General features: G+C 63.5%; 22 protein-coding genes. 16 read left to right on the forward strand and 6 right to left on the reverse strand.

The features are described 5' to 3' along the window. Nucleotides 1–840, forward strand: an 840-nt coding sequence (locus tag AC56KZ_RS10605) for an IS3 family transposase (protein ID WP_497162140.1), incomplete at its 5' end; no start/stop codon positions are given. 76 nt (nucleotides 841–916) lie between these two features. Here AC56KZ_RS10605 and AC56KZ_RS10610 read toward each other — a convergent pair. The 4 genes from AC56KZ_RS10610 to kynU all read right to left on the reverse strand — a co-directional run bounded on the left by AC56KZ_RS10610 (nucleotide 917) and on the right by kynU (nucleotide 4,847). After that, nucleotides 917–2,032 carry an acyltransferase family protein gene (locus AC56KZ_RS10610; RefSeq protein ID WP_497162141.1) on the reverse strand — a complete coding sequence of 372 codons (1,116 nt, stop codon included), beginning with the start codon at nucleotides 2,030–2,032 and terminating at the stop codon, nucleotides 917–919. Between the two features lie 98 nt (nucleotides 2,033–2,130). Then, nucleotides 2,131–2,685, reverse strand: coding sequence for an RBBP9/YdeN family alpha/beta hydrolase (locus AC56KZ_RS10615; protein ID WP_497162142.1), 555 nt, complete (start codon nucleotides 2,683–2,685; stop codon nucleotides 2,131–2,133). Between the two features lie 39 nt (nucleotides 2,686–2,724). Further along, nucleotides 2,725–3,567 carry a tryptophan 2,3-dioxygenase gene (gene kynA, locus AC56KZ_RS10620; RefSeq protein WP_497162143.1) on the reverse strand — a complete coding sequence of 281 codons (843 nt, stop codon included), beginning with the start codon at nucleotides 3,565–3,567 and terminating at the stop codon, nucleotides 2,725–2,727. Further along, a complete protein-coding gene (gene kynU / locus AC56KZ_RS10625; protein ID WP_497162144.1) occupies nucleotides 3,564–4,847 on the reverse strand; it encodes a kynureninase in 1,284 nt (427 codons plus the stop codon). The genes kynA and kynU overlap by 4 nt, the downstream gene beginning before the upstream one ends. Before the next feature lie 525 nt (nucleotides 4,848–5,372). Between kynU and flhD the strand changes: the two genes are divergently transcribed. The 15 genes from flhD (at nucleotide 5,373) to AC56KZ_RS10700 (ending at nucleotide 17,969) form a co-directional block, all read left to right on the forward strand. Further along, the gene (gene flhD / locus AC56KZ_RS10630; protein WP_497162145.1) at nucleotides 5,373–5,690 is read left to right on the forward strand and encodes a flagellar transcriptional regulator FlhD; all 318 of its coding nucleotides are present in this window, start codon (nucleotides 5,373–5,375) and stop codon (nucleotides 5,688–5,690) included. Between the two features lie 57 nt (nucleotides 5,691–5,747). Further along, complete coding sequence (gene flhC / locus AC56KZ_RS10635) at nucleotides 5,748–6,362, forward strand: flagellar transcriptional regulator FlhC (RefSeq protein ID WP_497162146.1); 615 nt, start codon at nucleotides 5,748–5,750, stop codon at nucleotides 6,360–6,362. Beyond that, the gene (locus AC56KZ_RS10640; protein ID WP_497162147.1) at nucleotides 6,280–7,128 is read left to right on the forward strand and encodes a class I SAM-dependent methyltransferase; all 849 of its coding nucleotides are present in this window, start codon (nucleotides 6,280–6,282) and stop codon (nucleotides 7,126–7,128) included. The genes flhC and AC56KZ_RS10640 overlap by 83 nt, the downstream gene beginning before the upstream one ends. A gap of 174 nt (nucleotides 7,129–7,302) precedes the next feature. After that, on the forward strand, nucleotides 7,303–8,163 hold the full coding sequence (gene motA, locus AC56KZ_RS10645; protein WP_497162148.1) for a flagellar motor stator protein MotA: 861 nt from the start codon (nucleotides 7,303–7,305) through the stop codon (nucleotides 8,161–8,163). A gap of 12 nt (nucleotides 8,164–8,175) precedes the next feature. Continuing rightward, entirely contained in the window at nucleotides 8,176–9,117 is a 942-nt protein-coding gene (motB, locus tag AC56KZ_RS10650; protein WP_497162149.1) for a flagellar motor protein MotB, read from the forward strand. Nucleotides 9,118–9,144: 27 nt separating this feature from the next. Then, nucleotides 9,145–9,693 (forward strand): chemotaxis protein, encoded by a 549-nt coding sequence (locus AC56KZ_RS10655; protein ID WP_497162493.1) that lies wholly within the window; start codon nucleotides 9,145–9,147, stop codon nucleotides 9,691–9,693. 65 nt (nucleotides 9,694–9,758) lie between these two features. After that, on the forward strand, nucleotides 9,759–10,124 hold the full coding sequence (locus AC56KZ_RS10660; RefSeq protein WP_497162150.1) for a response regulator: 366 nt from the start codon (nucleotides 9,759–9,761) through the stop codon (nucleotides 10,122–10,124). 48 nt (nucleotides 10,125–10,172) lie between these two features. After that, nucleotides 10,173–12,320, forward strand: a complete 2,148-nt coding sequence (cheA, locus tag AC56KZ_RS10665) for a chemotaxis protein CheA (RefSeq protein ID WP_497162151.1) — start codon at nucleotides 10,173–10,175, stop codon at nucleotides 12,318–12,320. A 48-nt stretch (nucleotides 12,321–12,368) separates the two neighbouring features. Then, on the forward strand, nucleotides 12,369–12,869 hold the full coding sequence (locus tag AC56KZ_RS10670; RefSeq protein ID WP_497162152.1) for a chemotaxis protein CheW: 501 nt from the start codon (nucleotides 12,369–12,371) through the stop codon (nucleotides 12,867–12,869). Between the two features lie 54 nt (nucleotides 12,870–12,923). Next, nucleotides 12,924–13,790, forward strand: a complete 867-nt coding sequence (locus AC56KZ_RS10675; RefSeq protein ID WP_497162153.1) for a CheR family methyltransferase — start codon at nucleotides 12,924–12,926, stop codon at nucleotides 13,788–13,790. Nucleotides 13,791–13,812: 22 nt separating this feature from the next. Continuing rightward, nucleotides 13,813–14,415, forward strand: a complete 603-nt coding sequence (cheD, locus tag AC56KZ_RS10680) for a chemoreceptor glutamine deamidase CheD (RefSeq protein WP_497162154.1) — start codon at nucleotides 13,813–13,815, stop codon at nucleotides 14,413–14,415. A 17-nt stretch (nucleotides 14,416–14,432) separates the two neighbouring features. Then, on the forward strand, nucleotides 14,433–15,494 hold the full coding sequence (locus AC56KZ_RS10685) for a protein-glutamate methylesterase/protein-glutamine glutaminase (RefSeq protein ID WP_497162155.1): 1,062 nt from the start codon (nucleotides 14,433–14,435) through the stop codon (nucleotides 15,492–15,494). 115 nt (nucleotides 15,495–15,609) lie between these two features. Next, on the forward strand, nucleotides 15,610–16,002 hold the full coding sequence (gene cheY, locus AC56KZ_RS10690) for a chemotaxis response regulator CheY (protein ID WP_379785642.1): 393 nt from the start codon (nucleotides 15,610–15,612) through the stop codon (nucleotides 16,000–16,002). Between the two features lie 2 nt (nucleotides 16,003–16,004). Continuing rightward, a complete protein-coding gene (gene cheZ / locus AC56KZ_RS10695; protein WP_497162156.1) occupies nucleotides 16,005–16,640 on the forward strand; it encodes a protein phosphatase CheZ in 636 nt (211 codons plus the stop codon). A 123-nt stretch (nucleotides 16,641–16,763) separates the two neighbouring features. Beyond that, entirely contained in the window at nucleotides 16,764–17,969 is a 1,206-nt protein-coding gene (locus AC56KZ_RS10700) for an EAL and HDOD domain-containing protein (protein WP_497162157.1), read from the forward strand. 127 nt (nucleotides 17,970–18,096) lie between these two features. On the opposite strand, the gene AC56KZ_RS10705 is transcribed toward AC56KZ_RS10700, so the two are convergent. Then, nucleotides 18,097–18,852, reverse strand: a complete 756-nt coding sequence (locus tag AC56KZ_RS10705) for a PilZ domain-containing protein (protein WP_497162158.1) — start codon at nucleotides 18,850–18,852, stop codon at nucleotides 18,097–18,099. A 25-nt stretch (nucleotides 18,853–18,877) separates the two neighbouring features. Continuing rightward, nucleotides 18,878–19,717 carry a pantoate--beta-alanine ligase gene (gene panC, locus AC56KZ_RS10710; RefSeq protein WP_497162159.1) on the reverse strand — a complete coding sequence of 280 codons (840 nt, stop codon included), beginning with the start codon at nucleotides 19,715–19,717 and terminating at the stop codon, nucleotides 18,878–18,880. Nucleotides 19,718–19,741: the final 24 nt, after the last annotated feature.

The raw sequence follows: 19,741 nt of genomic DNA on the forward strand, positions 1-19,741 counted from the left end.
ATAGTCATCGAACTAAGGCAGCATTATCCCTTGCCCGGCCTGCTTAAGCTCGCTGGCCTGGCGCGCAGCACCTTCTACTACCAGCAAAAAGTGGCGCAGGTCGAGGATAAGCATCAGAGTGTGAAGAAGCAGATCGGTGCGATCTTCGCGCGCCATCAGGGGCGATACGGCTATCGACGCATCACCGAAACGCTCCGGCAACTGGGCCAGAAAATCAACCACAAGACGGTGCAAAGCTTGATGGGACAGCTGGGCCTTAAATCTCTCGTTCGACCCAAGAAATACCGCTCGTACAAGGGCGAAGTGGGGTGTGCTGCCCCGCACGTCCTGAAGCGGAAATTTGAAGCAACGCAGGCCAATCAGAAGTGGGTGACAGACGTCACTGAGTTCAATGTCGCCGGGGAGAAGTTGTACCTGTCTCCAGTCATGGATTTGTACAACGGTGAAATCGTCGCGTTCGAGACTGCCAGGCGTCCAGCGTTCGAACTTGTTGGTGCCATGCTCAACAAGGCACTAGCAAAGCTCAAGGCCGGCGAACGGCCGATGCTGCATTCGGATCAGGGGTGGCAATACCGAATGCCAGCATTTCAGCGGGCTCTGCGAGAAAAGAATGTCCAGCAAAGCATGTCTCGCAAAGGCAACTGCCTGGACAATGCAGCGATGGAGAGCTTCTTTGCCGTCCTCAAGTCAGAGTTCTTTTACCTGAACAAATTCAGCAGTTTCGACGAACTGCAAACCGGCCTCAGGAAGTACATCCACTACTACAATCACGACCGCATCAAGATGAAACTAAAAGGGCTGAGTCCTGTGCAATACAGAACCCAGCCCTTGGCCGCCTAGCAAACTTAACCGTCCAACTTTAGGGGGTCAGTTCATGCTGGCCCGGTTTTTTTTCGTCCCCGTTTTTTATCCTCGTTTATCGCAAGGGCAGGCGCCCGCCGAACGGCAGCCGCGCCGCCAGGCGCAGGAAGCAGGCCTCGAACCACCACTTTCGCTGTTCGGTTAGCTGGCCCGCCAGCCAGGTGCAGGCGACGATCGTCAGCGCCAGCGCCGCCACGTCCACGACGCTGTCGCGCGCATGCGGGTAATAGGTCATCCACAACTGCATCACCAGCGCATGCGCTAGGTAGAGCGTGAAGGTGTAGGAGGCGAGGGCGCGCACTGGACGCTCGATGCGCAGCAGGCTGGAAAACACCGCGCTCTTCGCGCACAGGAAGTTGACGACGACGAGCATGCAGACCAGGTAGTCGGCCAGGTAGCGGTCGGCGCTTTTCAGGGGCAGGCCGGGGAAGGGCCAGGTGGCATTGGCCAGCGAACGCAGCGCGAAGTCCGTGCCCGATACCTTGAACAGGACCAGCAGCGCCAGCGTGGCGCACCAGCCGGCCAGCGCCAGCGGGCGCTTGATGACCAGTGTTTTCTGCCAGCGGTACACCAGTACGCCGCTGCCCCATACCGGCAGCAGCAACCACAGTTTCGGGCCCATGAGCAGCAACAGCGAAGCGGCGACCAGGATGCGGCGTCGCCCGCGCAGGTAGAACAGCGCGCCGAACAGCACGTAATACCAGACCTCGTAGCCGAGCGACCAGTAGGGCCCCAGCAGCGGCGGCGGCTCGGAAATGGTCCACAGTTCGCCCATGAACAGCAGGTGCAGTGGCAGGTAGAGCCAGGGCTTGGCAAGCTGGTAGAAGTGGTCCCGGGGTATCACGCCGCTTGCGGCCATCACCACGGTGGCAAAAAAGGCCAGCAGCAGGACCGGCAGCGCCACCGAATAGATGCGGGTGCAGCGCGCCACGCAATAGGCGCCCAGCCCGCCGTCCTTGCGCTCGGTCGTGTAGGCGATCACGAAGCCGGACAGCACGAAGAAGATCACCACCGATTCACGGCCGAGATTGAGCAGCAGCGAAGCATGCCTGGCGTCGATCGCTCCGTAGTAGATGAAATGGCTGGCCACGACCAGCAGTGCCGCGAGCAGGCGGCAGCAGTCGAGGTAAAGCGACAGGGGTCGGGAGAGGGGTGGAACCGGGTGTGCCATAGGAGTGCCTGGTTATGCAGCTGCAATCATAGCGCATGCAGTACCGCAACATGCCAAAAAAACAACAACTCACTGGCAGCAGCTTACTGAAAGAAACGCTATGTGTGCAACTGTGCGCAGAATTCCCGCAGCATCTGCTCGCCTTCGGGCCAGTCTCCATAGCCGGCGTCGGTATTGACATGGTCGGCGGCGCCGATTTCGACATAGCGGCTGCCCCAGGCCGCGGCAAGGGCCTGCGCACGCTCGCGCGTGACGAAAGGGTCGTCGGTACTGGCGAGAACGATGCTGGGGAAGGGAAGGGGAGACAGCGGGATCGGGGCAAAGCCATTCGCGTCGATCGGATACGACGGCGCTTCGACGTCGCTCGGGGCGACGAGAAAGGCGCCGGCCGCGCGCAGGGGCGAGCTTGAAGCGGCCCAGTGCGCGGCCAGGATGCAGCCCAGGCTGTGCGCCACCAGTACCGGCGCGCCGTCGCAGCTGGCGACGGCGGCATCCATTTCGGCGACCCATTCGTCGCGGCCGGGATTGTTCCAGTCGCGGTGTTCGAGGCGACGCCATTGCGGATGACGGGCATGCCACAGCGATTGCCAGTGCCCCGGGCCGGAATTCCACAGGCCGGGCAAGATCAGCACATCCTTCATCGGGTCATCCATGGCAGCTCCGCATTATGTGTCAGGCCATTCTACGCGTGCTCACAGGGCGGTGCGCAGCGCGAACAGTTCCGGAAACAACACCACGTCGAGCATCTTGCGCAGGTAGCTCACGCCCGCGGTACCGCCGGTGCCGGTCTTGAAGCCGATGATGCGCTCGACGGTGGTCACATGACGGAAGCGCCAGAAGCGGAAAGCCGTCTCCAGGTCGACCAGTTTCTCGGCCAGTTCGTAGAGCGCCCAGTGCTTGTCCGGCGCCTGGTAGACCGCGAGCCAGGCCGCTTTCACCGATTCGTCGTGTTCGGTCGGCAGGGTCGGGTCGCGCGCCAGGCGTTCCTGCGAGATGCCGAAGCTGCTCCGCGCCAGCAGGTGAATCGCTTCGTCGTAGACCGAGGCGGTATGCAGCTCGCGTTCCAGGATGGCATGCGCCGCCGGGTTCTTCTCGTGCACGCCGAGGAGCGCGCCGTTCTTGTTCCCGAGGATGAATTCGAGTTCGCGGTACTGGTGCGACTGGAAGCCGGACGAAGCGCCCAGGTAGGGCCGGATCGCCGTGTATTCCGAAGGCGTCATCGTCGCCAGCACGTCCCAGGCATGCACCAGCTGGTCCATGATGCGGGCCACGCGCGCCAGCATCTTGAAGGCCGGATCGAGTTCGCCCGCGCGCAGGTGGACCCGCACCGCCGCCAGCTCGTGCAGCATCAGCTTGACCCAGAGTTCGCTGGTCTGGTGCTGGATGATGAACAGCATCTCGTTGTGGTTGGGCGAGAGCGGATGCTGGGCCGACAGGATCTGGCCGAGGCCCAGGTAGTCGCCATAGCTCATCGACTCCTTGAAATCCATTTTCGCGCCGTGCCAGTCGGCGGCCTTGTCCTGGTCGTCGTTCATGTCACGGCACCGCGCTCTGCGGCGACATCGTAATCTTCGCGCTCGAGGATGTCGTGCAGGATCGCGACCGCATCCCAGACGTCGACGAAACGCGTGTACAGGGGCGTGAAGCCGAAGCGCATGATCTGCGGCTCGCGGTAGTCGCCGATCACGCCGCGCGCGATCAGGGCCGCCATCACGGCGTAGCCGTGCGGGTGGGTGAAGCTGACCTGGCTGCCGCGGCGCGCGTGTTCGCGCGGGGTCACCAGGCCGAGCGGGTGGCCGGCGCAGACGGATTCGACCAGGTCGATGAAGAGGTCGGTCAGCGCCAGCGACTTGGCGCGGATCGCCGCCATGTCGGTTTCCTCGAACACTTCCAGGCCGCATTCCACCAGCGCCAGCGACAGCACCGGCTGGGTGCCGCACAGTGCGCGGCCGATGCCGTCGACGGGCGCAAACCCGGGCGCCATCGCAAACGGCGTGGCGTGGCTCCACCAGCCGGTGAGCGGGTGCCGGAAACCGGCCTGGTGGCGCTCGGGCACCCAGATGAAGGCCGGGGCGCCGGGACCGGCGTTCAGGTATTTATAGGTGCAGCCGACGGCGAAGTCGGCGTTCGCCGCGCGCAGGTCGAGCGGCACCGCGCCGGCCGAGTGGGCCAGGTCCCAGACGACCAGGGCGCCCGCGGCCTGCGCTTGGCGGGTCAGCTCCGTCATGTCGTGCTGGTAGCCGGTGCGGTAATTGACGTGGGTGAGCATGACGACGGCGCAATCGGCGTCGATCGCGCTCGCCAATTCCTCGCTTGAATCGACCAGGCGCACGCGGTAGCCGCGCTCGAGCCAGCTGGCCAGGCCTTCGGCCATATAGATATCGGTCGGGAAGTTGCTGCGCTCGGTGACGATGACCCGCCGCGCCGCCTGCGCACCCTCGGCCTGCATCCGCAGCGCGGCGGCCAGGGCCTTGAACAGGTTCAGCGAGGTGGTGTCGGTGACGACGACTTCGCCGGCGCCGGCGCCGATCAGGGGCGCCAGCCGGTCCCCCAGGCGTTTCGGCATGTCGAACCAGCCGGCCGTGTTCCAGCTGCGGATCAGGTCCTGGCCCCATTCGAAGGCGACCACCTCGTGGGCCCGGGCCAGCGCCGCGCGCGGACGCGCGCCAAGCGAATTGCCGTCCAGGTAGATGACGCCGTCCGGCAAGTCGAAGCGTTCGCGCAGGGGCGCCAGCGGGTCTTGCGCATCGCGCGCGAGGCAGTCGGCGCGCGAGCTGAGGCCACTGAGAATGCGGGTAACTGAGGTGTCGTTCATAGTCCCTTCGAGGATCGTGGGCGGGGAAGCCGTTCGGGCGGGAGTGTAGCAAGAAAATTATTTTGCCAACAAGCCTAAAGTTCCGGCGGCAGCGGCCGTTAAAGAAGTACAGGCGGTGCAGTAGAGGGCGATGAAAAAATATTCAAAAATATTTTCGAAAAACCCTCAAGTTCTTGCCAACGCTGCCGTTAAAGGTTCAGAGCGGCAGGAAACAAGTCTGAAAAATAGTTCGGAACAGCCCTAAAGTTCTTCGTTTGGTTGACGTAAACCAACACATGGGCAGGTCGCCGGAAAAGTCCGGGCAGGAAAAACGACCCAGCTTGCATCATCGAATTTGCCTCCGTTTCATAGGAGCGCCTCCTCCATCCGCCAGGGTTTGTCAGACAAACTCCTATGGCGGATTTCGTCTTTGGCGGACGCCAAATACAGCGTTCGTCCGATTCCGGAAAAGTTTCCATACAGTCAGAATCTATCTCACTGGCAACACACACGGTGCCAGAGATAACGATAGACGGAGAATGGAAAATGACTGCAAACGACATGATGGCTGAAATCCGCGATGCCAACCTGAGCTACCTGATGCTGGCCCAGCAAATGATCCGCAGCGACAAAGTCACCGCCATTTTCCGCCTCGGTATCTCGACCGACATCGCCGACCTGATCGAAGGCATGAGCAATGCCCAGATCCTGAAGCTCGCCGGCGGCAACATGATGCTGGCCCGCTTCCGCTTCGACGACACCGCCATCCTGTCGATGCTCACCAGTCACACCAAGGACCGCGCCCTGGCCCAGTCGCACGCCGCCATCCTGATGGCCGGTCAGCCAGCCGAAGAAATTGCCTAAAAGATCGCTGGGCGGGAGTCCGGTGGTGTAGGATGATCGGACTGAAGCGGAGCGGTAATGAGCAAAAAAAGCGTCGTATCTGAAGCGCAGGAAATCCAGCTTGCGATTGAACTGATCAACCTGGGAGCGCGCCTGCAGCTCCTCGAGAGCGAAGTCTCGCTGTCGCGCGAGCGCCTGATCAAGCTGTACAAGGAACTGAAGGGCATGTCGCCCCCAAAAGGGATGTTGCCGTTCTCGACCGACTGGTTCCTGACCTGGCAGCCGAACATCCATTCCTCGCTGTTCATCAACATCCACGACTTCCTGATCGAACATGCCGGCGCTACCGGTGTCCAGGCCGTGATGAAAGCCTACAAACTCTACCTCGAACAAATGCCGGCCGAGCCTGGCGAAGAGCCGCTGCTCTCGCTGACCCGCGCCTGGACCCTGGTGCGTTTCTTCCAAAGCAACATGCTGGCGCTGGCGTCTTGCAACAAATGCAAGGGCAAGTTCGTCGTCAACGCCTTCGACCTGAACGGCGATTACCTGTGCGGGCTGTGCCACATGCCTTCACGCGCCGGCAAGACGCGCAAGGCCAAGGATGCGGCCAATGCCGAAGCCGCCCGGGTCGAAGCCGAAGCCGAAGCCCGCCAGGGCGGCAGCCAGGGCCACGCGCCCGCGCCCGATTGTTGAACCCCGATTCCTGACGATGGCCGGTTTGCCCTCGCTGCGCGCCTTGCTGTGCCAGGCGGCAGCGTTTCCGCTGACCCTGGCCAGCGTCTACCTGCTGGCACGCGCCGGCGCCCAGCCTTCCTATCTCGCCGCTGCGCTGCTGCAGGGCGCGTTCGCCGCCTTGCTGACCTGGCGCTGGCGACTTGCCCCGTGGTGGATCGCGATCGGCGGCCTGTTTCCACTGGCGCTGTTCGGCGCCGCCACGCTCGCGCTGCCCCCCGGCCTGTTCCTCGGCATCTTTCTCTTCATGCTGCTGCTGTACTGGTCGACCTTCCGCACCCAGGTGCCGTATTACCCGTCCGGCAAGTCGGCCTGGGCGACCGTGGCGGAGCAGCTGCCGCAGGGCAGGCCGATCCGCGTGATCGATATCGGCAGCGGCCTCGGCGGGCTGGTGCTCGACCTGGCGCGGCGCCGGCCCGACGCCGAGGTCACCGGGATCGAGCTCGCGCCCCTGCCGTGGCTGGCAAGCTGGCTGCGCGCGCGTGCCGGCGGCAGCCGTGCCCGTTTCATCCGCGGCGACTACGACAGCCTCGATTTCGGCAGCTTCGACGTGGTCTTTGCCTACCTGTCGCCGGCCGCCATGAGCGCGCTGTGGCGAAAGGCGCAGCGCGAGATGCGCCCCGGCAGCATGTTGATGAGTTACGAGTTCGGCGTCGAGGGTCATCCCCCGACCTTATCGCTCTGTCATCACGATACGGGCCGGACTCTTTACATATGGCACTTTTAAGAGACACAAGCGGCCTTTTTACTTGCCCGTAGGCTATTCTCAAGCTATTGTTTCAGATGCAGTAGTTCCGCAAGTAAATATTTTTTCTGAGACAACTTTTCTCGAAAACGCGACTTCCCTGGCCCATGCCCAGGCCATGTACCGGTCACCATCGGCCGTCTTCTGGAGCACTATTTGTTAGTCATTATTGGTTACGTCATCGTGTGCGCCTCGGTGTTCGGCGGCTTCATCCTCGCCGGCGGCCACGCGGCCATCCTGTTCCAGCCGATCGAGCTGTTGATGATCGGCGGCGCGGCGGTCGGCGCTTTCTTTGTCGGTAACAATAACAAGTCGATCAAGGCGACCATGAAGGCGCTGCCGGGCCTGTTCAAGGGTTCGCCGTACACGCGCGAGATGTACATGGAGCTGATGTCGCTGCTGTTCGACATACTCTCGAAAGTGCGCAAGGAAGGCCTGATGTCGATCGAAGGCGACATCGAAGCGCCGGAAGCGAGCCCCCTGTTCTCGAAATACCCGCTGGTGCTGGCCGACCATCACATCATCGAATTCATCGCCGACTACCTGCGCCTGATGGTCTCGGGGAACATGGACGCGTTCCAGATCGAGAACCTGATGGACAACGAAATCGATACCCACCACCACGAAGGCGCGGTGCCGGCCCACGTGATTGCCAAACTCGGCGACGGTTTGCCGGCCTTCGGCATCGTCGCCGCCGTCATGGGCGTGGTGCACACGATGGAATCGGTGGGCATTCCGCCGGCCGAACTGGGTATCCTGATCGCGAAAGCCCTGGTCGGCACCTTCCTCGGCATCTTGCTGGCCTACGGTTTCGTGGCGCCGCTGTCGAGCCTGGCCGAGCAGAAGCTGGACGAATCCTCGAAGATGTTCCAGTGCGTGAAAGTCACGCTGCTGGCCAGCCTGAACGGCTACGCACCGGCGCTGGCCATCGAATTCGGCCGCAAGGTACTGTATTCGACCGAGCGCCCGACGTTTGCCGAGCTTGAAGAGCACATCAAGAAGTCGAAGAGCAAGTAAGGGGAGCATCTGATGGCCGATGAAGGAATGCGCCCGATTATCGTCAAGCGGATCAAGAAGACCGCTGGCGGGCACCATGGCGGCGCCTGGAAGATCGCCTACGCCGACTTCGTGACGGCGATGATGGCCTTCTTCCTGCTCATGTGGCTGCTGGGCTCGACCTCCAAGGGCGACCTCGACGGCATTGCGGAACACTTCAAGAACCCGCTGAAGGTGGCGATGGAAGGCGGCTCCGGCTCCGGCGACAGCTCCTCGGTCATCAAGGGCGGCGGCACCGACCTGACGCGCCGCAACGGCCAGGTCAACAAGGGCGATACCGAGACCAACAAGAAGACCTACGACCTGAACGCCGCCAAGGCCGCGCTCGAAAAGGCCGAGGGCGAGCGCCTGAAAACGCTGAAAGCAAAGATCGAGTCGGTCATTGAAGCGAATCCCCTGCTCAAGAAATACCAGAACCAGCTGCTGCTCGACATCACCAGCGAAGGCCTGCGCATCCAGATCGTGGACGAGCAGAACCGCCCGATGTTCGCGCTGGCCAAGGCGACGCTGCAGCCCTACACGGGCGAAATCCTGAACGTGCTCGGCTTCGTGCTGAACGACGTGCCGAACCGGATCGGCCTGTCCGGCCACACCGATTCCACGCCGTATTTCAGCGACGCCGGTTACAGTAACTGGGAGCTCTCGGCCGACCGCGCCAACGCCTCGCGGCGCGCGCTGGTCGTGGGCGGCCTGGCCGACGAGAAGATCCTGCGCGTGGTGGGCCTGGCGGCGGCGGCGCCGCTCGACCGGGCCGACCCGTTCAACCCGATTAACCGCCGCATCAGCATCATCGTGATGAACAAGCGCACCGAAGACGCGGTGATGCGCGACGCGGCCACGCTCGACGTGCCTGGCGCGGACGGCAAGGCGGCCGCGCGGGCGGTAGCCGCAGCGCTGCCACCGGCGACGAAATAAAGCGCGCGACAGGAATCGAGGAACATGATGGCAAGAAAAAAGATTTTAGGCTCGCACGTGAAGCGCCTGCTGTCGGGCGTGTCCACGCACGGCCGGCGCCACCTGAGCGAGGTCGAGACCGACCTGCGCCAGACCGAGCTGCTGCTCGAGGAAGCGGTCGACAAGCTGACCACGAGCTTCATGGCGATCCACCAGGCGGTGGGCGCGCGCCAGGAAGCGATCGACCGCCTGCTGGCCGGCGGCACGCCGAGCGCCGAGGATTCGGCGCAGCTGGCCGCGATGTCGGGCGAAATCGGCACCCACGTCAATTCGGCGATCACCAGCATGCAGTTCCAGGACATGACGAGCCAGCTCATCGACCGTACCCTGAAGCGCGTGACGGGCCTGCGCGAATTCCTCGGCACGCTCGACGAACACGGCGCGGACATCCGGCCCGAGACGGGCAGCGACGAAATCGTCGAGCGCCTCGGCAAGGTCAGCATGGCGCTGGCGATCCAGTCCCTCGAACTGCGCAGCGTCCTGCGCAAGTCGGTCGAACAGCAGCATCTCGAAAGCGGCGATATTGAACTGTTCTAAGAGCGTTCCAGCAGTGTTTGACAAATCGCGCGCAACCCACACTACGAAAAGAGCAGGAGCACAACATGGCTAAAACAATTCTCGCGGTCGACGATTCGAGCTCGCTGCGCCAGATGGTGGCGTTCAGCCTGAAAGCGGCCGGTTACCAGGTTCTTGAAGCGGTCGACGGCCAGGACGGCCTGGACAAGGCTAGAAACCAGGTGGTCGACCTGGTGCTGACCGACCAGAACATGCCGCGCATGGACGGCCTGACCCTGATCAAGCACCTGCGCGGCCTGCCCGAGTACCAGAAAGTGCCGATCCTGATGCTGACCACCGAGTCCTCCGACGAAATGAAATCGAAGGGTCGCGCGGCCGGTGCGAATGGCTGGCTGGTCAAGCCCTTCGACCCCCAGCGCCTGATCGAGGTCGTCAAAAAAGTCATCGGCTGATCGCATGCCGCAGCATCGAATGCACCAGGTTTTTTGCAGGGTTTCACCATGACGATCGACATCAGCCAGTTTTACCAGGTCTTTTTCGACGAAGCCGAAGAGCTGCTCGCCGAAATGGAGCGGCTGCTGCTGGCCGTCGACGTCGCCGCGCCCGATGCCGAAGACCTGAACGCCATCTTCCGCACCGCCCACTCGGTCAAGGGCGGCGCCTCGACCTTCGGCATCACCGACATGAGCGAAGTGACGCACGTGCTCGAGTCCCTGCTGGACCGTATCCGCAAGGGCGAAATGGCGCTCACGGCGCAGCACGTGGACGCTTTCCTGGCCGCCAAGGACACGCTCAAGATGCAGCTCGACGGCCACCGCAACGGCGCCCCCGTCGACCAGGACAGCGTCGCCAATGTGCGCATGATGCTGCACGACCTGTCGGAAGGCCTGGTGCCGGCCGCGACGATGGTGGCGCCATCCTTCCTGCACGCCGAGCCCAAGGCCCAGGCCGTGGCCGGCGAAGGCGCGCGCCGCTACCGGATCGAGCTGCCCGTGGTCGAGCAGCGCGACGTGAATGCGCTCGTGGACGAACTCGGCCTGATGGGCCGGGTATCGGTCACGCCGCTCGGCGGCGGGCGCAGCGCGCTGGTGATCACGACCCACGAGAGCCTGGACGACGTCGTCGCCATCTGCTCCTTCGTGCTCGACCCGAACGACCTCAAGATTTTCGAGGCGCCGCCCCTGACGCCGGAACAGCGGGCGCTGGAAGCGCTTGAGCGCGCGCGCATCGAGGACGAGCAGGGCTACGGCTTCTTCGACCTGGCCGACGAGCAAGCGGCGCCGCCCGCGGAAGTGTCCGACGACGAACGCGGCTACGGCTTCTTCCAGCCGATCGAGCAGATCCGCGCGCTGGCCGGCGTCGATGCCGCGCCGGCGCAGGCGCAGGCCAGCGTGGCCGACAAATTCGTCGAGAGTGTCGACATCGTCGAAAAGAAGGCGGCCAGGCGCGACGAGAAGGGCGCCGAGTCGTCCTCGATCCGCGTCTCGGTGGAAAAGGTCGACCAGCTCATCAACCTGATCGGCGAACTGGTGATCACCCAGGCGATGATCGAGCAGCGTTCGAGCGGGCTTGACCCGATGCTGCACGAGCGCCTGCTGTCCTCGGTCTCCCAGCTCACGCGCAACACCCGCGAGCTGCAGGAAGCGGTGATGTCGATCCGCATGATGCCGATGGACTTCGTGTTCTCGCGCTTCCCGCGCATGGTGCGCGACCTGGCCGGCAAACTCGGCAAGAAGGTCGACTTCATCACGCACGGCGCCGCGACCGAACTGGACAAGGGCCTGATCGAGCGCATCGTCGACCCGCTGACCCACCTGGTGAGGAACAGCATCGACCACGGCATCGAACTGCCGGAAATCCGGCGCGCCGCCGGCAAGTCCGACGCCGGGCGCCTGTTCCTGTCGGCCGGCCACCAGGGCGGCAACATCGTCATCGAAGTGGCCGACGACGGCGCCGGCCTGAACCGCGAGCGCATCCTCGCCAAGGCGGCGCAGAACGGTATTCCAGTCAGCGACAACATGCCCGACGCCGAAGTCTGGCAACTGATCTTCGCGCCAGGCTTTTCCACGGCCGACGTGGTGACCGATGTCTCGGGCCGCGGCGTCGGTATGGATGTTGTCAAACGTAATATCACTTCCATGGGCGGCTCGGTCGACATCCGCTCCGCCCGTGGTTTCGGCACCACGATTTCCATCTCTTTACCGCTGACACTGGCCATTTTGGATGGAATGACGATACGTTGCGGTACGGAAATCTATATCCTTCCATTAGGCTATGTCGTCGAGTCGCTGCAGCCGCGCCGCGAAGACCTGCGCGACATCGCCGGGCGCGGGCAAGTGCTGAAGGTACGCGGCGAATACCTGCCGCTGATCGCACTGCATGGCGTGTTCGGCATCGACGCCCGCGTGACCGATCCGGCCGAGGGCATTGTCGTCATCCTCGAATCCGAGGGCCGGCGCGCCGCCTTGCTGATCGACGACCTGGTGGGCCAGCAGCATGTGGTCGTGAAGAACCTGGAGGCGAACTACCGCAAGGTGGCCGGCATTTCCGGGGCGACGATCCTGGGCGACGGCGGCGTCTCGCTGATTCTCGACGTGGCGGCGCTGGTGCGCTCGTCGCGCCAGCTGGCCGGCGACGCCATCGCCTGAAATGCAATTGAAACTACGTTGAACTAAGTTACTAACCAGGAAAACACCATGTCCATGTCCATGAGCCAAACCATTTCGAATGCCACCGACGGCGCCGGCAGCGAATACCTTGCCTTCACGCTCGGCCTCGAGGAATACGGCATTGACATCCTGAAAGTGCAGGAAATCCGCGGCTACGAAGCGGTCACCCGCATCGCCAACGCGCCCGAATTCATCAAGGGCGTGATCAACCTGCGCGGCATCATCATCCCGGTGGTGGACATGCGCATCAAGTTCAAGCTCGGCACGCCGACCTACGACCAGTTCACGGTGGTCATCATCCTGAACATCGCCGGCCGCGTGATGGGCATGGTGGTCGACAGCGTCTCGGACGTCACCACGCTCACGCCCGAGCAGGTCAAGCCGGCTCCGGACCTGGGCACGACCTTCAGCGCCGACTACCTGATCGGCCTGGGCACGATCGACGAACGCATGCTGATCCTGGTCGACATCGACCGCCTGATGTCCTCAAGCGAAATGGGCTTGATCGATTCCAAGCTCGCTGCATAAGGGCACCGAGCAACCGCCGGCCCCTCTGGCCGGCAACAATGAAGGCAAACCACAGTGCCGTTACAGAAATCCGATACGGTCAAGGAATTTGACTTCAAGCGCGCCGACTTCGAGCGCGTGCGCGCCCTGATCTATAGCCGTGCCGGCATCTCGCTGGCCGACAGCAAGCAGGAAATGGTCTACAGCCGCCTGGCGCGGCGCCTGCGCGCGACCGGCATCCAGTCCTTCGCCACCTACCTCGACGAACTCGAAGCGGGCCGCATGAAGGAGGAGTGGGAGTCCTTCACCAATGCGCTGACGACGAACCTGACCTCGTTCTTCCGCGAAGCCCACCATTTTCCGCTGCTGGCCGAGCATGCGATGGCCGTGCGCGGACGCGAGAATGTGAGTGCGAACGCGCCTTTGACGATCTGGTGCTCGGCCAGTTCCACCGGCGAAGAGCCGTACTCGATCGCCATGACGCTGTGCGAGGCCTTCGATACCCTGACCCCGCCGGTGCGGGTGATCGCCACCGATATCGATACCAGTGTGCTGGCCACGGCAAGCGAAGGCATGTACGGGCTCGACCGGATCGAAAAACTGGCGCCCGAGCGCCTGAAGCGCTTTTTCTTGCGCGGCAAGGGACGGCACGAAGGCATGGTGCGCGTGCGGCCGGAACTGCGCCAGCTGGTCACCTTCCGCCAGTTGAACTTGCTTGGCGAGAATTGGGCCTTGAAGGAACCCTTCGACGCCATTTTTTGCCGCAACGTGATGATTTACTTTGATAAGGAAACGCAGCGCAAGATCCTGGCGCGCTTCGTGCCCCTGATGAAGCCGCACGCGCTGCTGTTCGCGGGCCATTCCGAAAATTTCCTCTACGTTTCCAACTCGCTGCGTCTGCGCGGCAAGACAGTCTACGAACTTAACGAAGGTCGCGGCTAGCGCCAGGCTCGGGCACTCCCTCATGCATCCCAATCACCAGTTCGCCACCAACGTCTATTACGACCGCACCTTCGATTGCGAAGCGGCGAAGATCCTGCCGGGCGAGTATTACTACACTGGCAGCAACATGCTGATCGTGACCGTGCTCGGCTCCTGCGTGTCGGCCTGCATCCGCGACCGCGTCACGGGTCTCGGCGGAATGAACCACTTCATGCTGCCCGACGGCGGCGGCGACGCCGGCAGTCCGGTATCGGCCTCGATGCGCTACGGCACCTTTGCGATGGAAATCCTGATCAACGACCTGCTGAAAGCCGGCGCGCGGCGCGAGCACCTGGAAGCGAAAGTGTTCGGCGGCGGCGCCGTACTGAGGGGCTTCACGGCAATGAATGTGGGCGAACGCAATGCCGCCTTCGTGATGCAGTTCCTGAAAACCGAACGCATCCCGGTGCTGGCCGAAGACTTGAACGACATCCATCCGCGCAAGGTGTATTTCTTCCCGCGCACGGGCAAGGTGTTGGTCAAGAAACTCATGCAAACCCGGAACGACACGCTCGCCAAACGCGAGCTCGACTATGCCAAGCGGCTCAAGGTCGAGCCGGTCGGCGGCGAGATCGATTTGTTCTGACAACCTGGGATATGACGATGAAAATTAAGGTCCTGATCGTCGACGACTCGGCCCTGATCCGCAGCGTGATGAGCGAGATTGTCAATTCGCAGCCGGACATGGAAGTGGTCGCCACGGCGCCCGATCCGCTCGTCGCGCGCGAACTGATCAAGCAACACAACCCGGACGTGCTGACCCTCGACGTCGAGATGCCGAAGATGGATGGCCTCGACTTCCTGGAAAAACTGATGCGCCTGCGTCCGATGCCGGTGCTGATGGTCTCCAGCCTGACCGAGCGCGGCTCGGAAATCACGCTGCGCGCGCTGGAGCTGGGCGCCGTCGATTTCGTCACCAAGCCGAAGCTGTCGATCCAGGCCGGCATGCGCGAGTACACCGAGCTGATCGCCGACAAGATCCGCGCCGCATCCAAGGCGCGCGTCAAGCGCGCCAGCGCCAGTTCCGCACCGACGACCGCCTTGCCGCAGCTGCGCAGCCCGCTGACTTCGTCGGAAAAACTGATCATCATCGGCGCCTCGACCGGCGGCACCGAGGCGATCCGCGAATTCCTGATGCAGATGCCGTCGGACTGCCCGGGCATCCTGATCGCCCAGCACATGCCGGAAGGTTTTACGACCTCGTTCGCGCGCCGCCTCGATTCGCTGTGCAAGATCCGCGTGATCGAAGCGGCCGGCAACGAACGTGTCCTGCCCGGCCACGCCTACATCGCTCCGGGCCACTCGCACCTGCTGCTGACCCGCTCCGGCGCCAACTACATGACCAAGATCGAGCAAAGCGAGCCGGTCAACCGGCACCGGCCCTCGGTCGACGTGCTGTTTCGCTCGGCAGCCTTGGCGGCCGGCAAGAACGCCGTCGGCGTGATCCTGACGGGCATGGGAAAAGACGGCGCTGCTGGTATGCTGGAAATGAAAAACGCAGGCGCGCAGAATTTCGCCCAGGACGAAGCGTCCTGCGTCGTCTTCGGCATGCCGCGCGAAGCCATTGCCATCGGCGCCGCCCACGAAGTGGCCCCCTTGACGGCGCTGCCGGGACTCGTGCTCGGCCATATGGCGGCGCACGGCGGCCGAGCGTTGCGTGTTTGATCCGGATCGACTCTTTTCCGCCGCTTTTATCGCCGTACGGCAACAAAACTGCTAGACTTGAGCTTGCTTGACTCAAGCCACACTAACCAAAGTAAGAGAATCAACGGAGTAATTCATGGCAGATCCAAAGATGCGTTTCCTGGTTGTTGACGATTTCTCGACGATGCGCCGCATCGTCCGGAATCTGTTGAAGGAACTGGGTTACGCGAACGTCGACGAAGCGGAAGACGGCGTCATGGCGCTGGCCAAGCTGCGCAGCGAGACTTTCGACTTCGTGGTCTCCGACTGGAACATGCCGAACATGGACGGCCTGACCATGCTGCAGAACATTCGTGCCGATCCGGCGCTGGCCAAGCTGCCGGTGCTGATGGTGACCGCCGAAGCGAAGAAGGAAAACATCATCGCGGCGGCCCAGGCCGGCGCCAGCGGCTACGTCGTCAAGCCGTTCACCGCGGCCACGCTCGACGAAAAGCTGAACAAGATTTTCGAGAAAATGGAAAAGGCGTAATCATGCTCCAGCCAAGCGCCGAGGCAGTGTCGCACGAGGAAGTGCTGTGCCGGGTAGGCCACATGACGCGCACGCTGCACGACAGCCTGCGCGGCCTGGGCCTGGACAAGCTGGTTGAAAAAGCGGCGAGCGACATTCCGAACGCGCGCGACCGCCTCGACTATGTGGCGCGGCTGTCGGAGCAGGCCGCCAAGCGCGTGCTCGACGCGACCGACACGGCCAGCCCGCTGCAGGACGCGATCGAAAGCCGCAGCGCGGAGATCGGCAGTGCCTGGCAGGCGTTGCTCGACAGCGGTACGGCCGGCGAGTCGGACTGGAAAGCCCTGGCTGAGCGCAGCGTCAAGGCGATGGCGGAAAACGAGCGGGCGGCAACGGCCACCCGCGCCGAGCTGATGAACATCATGCTGGCCCAGGATTTCCAGGATTTGACGGGCCAGGTGATCGGCAAGATCACCTCGATCGCGCAAGACCTCGAAAAACAGCTGGTGCAGGTGCTGATCGATTTCGCCCCGAGCGAAATCAAGCGCGACCTCGACAATGGCCTGTTGAACGGGCCGCAGATCAAGCCTGAGGGCAACGTCGAAGTCGTGGCGAACCAGGGGCAGGTCGACGACCTCCTCGACAGCCTGGGCTTCTAGGAGCGCCTAATAAAACCCTCATGACGGCGTTGCATCGTCTCGCCGTACTAGCGTACTGTCTTCGACGACGCGCCTTGCCCTGAGCATTTTCTTAGGCGCCCTGTTTTTTTCGCGACTGTATCCATGCAACACACTAATTACATTGTTCGCGAACCGCTGCTCGATTCTGCGCAGCGGGTCATCGGTTACGAACTGCTGTGGCAGCGGGGCGGCCTGCCGGTTCCCGACGCCGAGCTGGAAACCCTGGTCGGCTTCGTTGCCGAGCACGTCCAGCACGAGGAGCACGGCTGGCTGCTGCGCGACAAGCAGCTTTACCTCGACGCCGTCCCGGCCATGCTCTCGACCGACGCGCTGTTCGCGCTGCCGCCCGAGCACACCGTGCTGTCGCTGCAGGCACGCCACCTGATGGACCCGCAATCGCGCGCCGCGATCCAGGCCGTGCGCACCGGCGGCGTCGGCATCTCGCTGCGCGGGCTGGAACCGAAACACATCACCAAGGCGCTGGCGCCGTACGCCTCCCACGTCGAGATGCGCTTTGCCGGCATCAACGTGGCCGAGCAGGCGCGCAGCTATGCGGCGGCGAAGGGATCTAACCTGCGCATGCTGGGCCGCCCGGTGAGCAACTGGATCGACTACGACGCCTGCGCCACGCTCGGCCTGGACGCCTTCGTGGGCAAGCTGCACCTGACGCCGCGCCCCGGCAACACGGTCACGGGCCTGAACCCGGGCCAGACCATCATCCTGCAGCTGATGCAGATGGTGCAGAACAACGAGGACATCCCCAAGCTGGAAAGCGTGCTCAAGCGCGACCCGGCACTCACCTACAAGCTGCTGCGCAACATCAACTCGGCCGGTTTCGGCGCCGGGCGCGACGTGCAGTCGATCCGCCAGGCCATCAGCCTGATGGGCTATGCGCCGCTCTACCGCTGGCTGACCCTGCTGCTGGCCGGCGCCAGCGAAAGCGGCTATTCGCCGGTGCTGATGGAAACGGCCGTGGTGCGCGGCCGCCTGACCGAGCTGCTCGGCCTGCACACGCTGCCGAAAGGCGAGGGCGAAAACCTGTTCGTCGCCGGCATGTTTTCCCTGCTCGACCGCCTGCTCGGCCTGCCGATGCAGCAAGTGCTGGAAACCATCCCGCTGCCACCCGAAGTCGTGCGCGCCCTGCTGCGCCGCGAAGGCATGTACGGGCAGTATCTGGCCCTGGCGGAAGCCTGCGAGCTCAGTTCGAACCTGGTCGGCTCGCTGGCCGAGTCGCTCGGCCTGACTCCCTACGATGTCAACAAGGCGCACCTGTCGGCGCTGGCCTGGGCGCAGGCGGTGACGCAGTAGGGTTTGTGCTGTTCATGTGGGCATTGAACGCGTGAGCGGGGGACCGCCCACCCTACGTCGAGCTTGACTGTAGGGTGGGCGGCTCTGCCGCTCACGCGTTCAAGCACCGCCTGAACACCCGGCGCGCTCAACGCCCCCGATTCGACGTCACCAGCCGCTCCAGCGTCTGCCGCATCTGCATTTCGATGTTGTCGATGCTGCAGCCGACTTGCACCTGCTCGCCCAATAGAAAACTGCGGAAAGGCCGCAGCAGGCGAATCTCGAGGTCGGCAACGATCGCCAAGGCCGGGCCCAGTTGCAGGTGCACGCCTTTCAGTTTGCGGCCCAGGTGCAGCTCGGCGGCCTGCTCGGGGGTGGCGCGCAGGCCGACGCCGCCGACCGAGTAATCGCATAGCGGCAACTCGAATTGCTTGTTCATCAGCGTGAACGTGGCCGCATGGCTGCCGTTGACCGGGGTGTCGAGGCGGGGCGCGGCGCGCCGGTTCAGGACCAGGCAGGTGTCGGGGAACACGGCGGGCACCAGGTTCGGCTGGCCGGGCGCGCTGCCCCAGCCGCTGTCGAGGTCGAATTGCAGCTTGGCGTTGCCGCCCAGGGCGGCGACGAAAGTCGCGCGGCCGGGCGCGAGTACGCCATCGCTGGCAATGTCGAGCACGAAATGCGGCTCTTCCGGATCGACCGAGGCGATGCGCGCCAGCAGCGGCTCGACCTGGCCGGCGGGGAAGATGGTGATCGGCTCGCCCGACTCGGCCAGCGTCGCCAGCGTTTCGCCGATGTCGAAGGGGTCGCGCATTTCATGCGGCGACATGGTCGGCGCGATGCGCGCCAGCTGGTCGCCCGGGCGCGGCACGCCCTTGCGGGGCGGACGGGGAGGGTGGTCTGTCACGGCGGTAGTCATGGGCTGCATGGCCTCAGATTTCGAGGTTGTCGATCAGGCGCGTCGTGCCGAGCTTGGCGGCTGCGAGCACGACCAGCGGCGTGCCTTGCGCCAGGTCGCCGGCCGAGGGCGGCTGCAGGTCGATGCGCTTGCGTACCGAAATATAGTCCGGCTTCCAGCCCCGTGCGGCCAGTTGCGCCATCGCTTCGCGCTCGACCGAGAAGATGTCGAGGTGGCCGCCGCGGATCTCGTCGGCGACGAAGTTCAGGCCCCGGTACAGGGCCGGCGCCTCGGCGCGTTCCTCGGGCGACAGGTACATGTTGCGCGACGACAGGGCCAGGCCGTCCTCGGCGCGGTAGGTTTCCGCACCGATGATTTCGGTCGGCAGGGCGAACTGGCGCGCCATGTTGCGTACGATCATCAGCTGCTGGTAATCCTTCTTGCCGAACACGGCCACGCGCGGCTGGACGCAGGAGAACAGTTTCGTGACCACCGTGCACACGCCGCCAAAAAAGCCCGGACGGAATTCGCCTTCCAGGGTATTGCCCAGCATGTCCGGCGGCTGCACGCGGTATTCCTGCGGTTCCGGATACAGGTCTTTCTCGGTCGGCGCGAACAGCACATACACGCCTTCCTTTTCCAGCTTCTCGACGTCGGCCTGGAAGGTGCGCGGATATTTTTCGAAGTCTTCGTTCGGGCCGAATTGCAGGCGGTTGACAAAAATCGAGGCAACGACCGGGTCGCCGTGCTTGCGTGCCAAGCGCATCAGCGACAGGTGGCCTTCGTGCAGGTTGCCCATCGTCGGCACGAAAGCGGTGCGCAGCTGGCCGCGCATCTGGTCGCGCAGCTCCTCAATGGTCGTAATGATTTTCATGTGTGTGGAGGCTTAAAAGTGAAA

It is taken from the genome of Telluria sp. LT2P34, assembly GCF_059685915.1.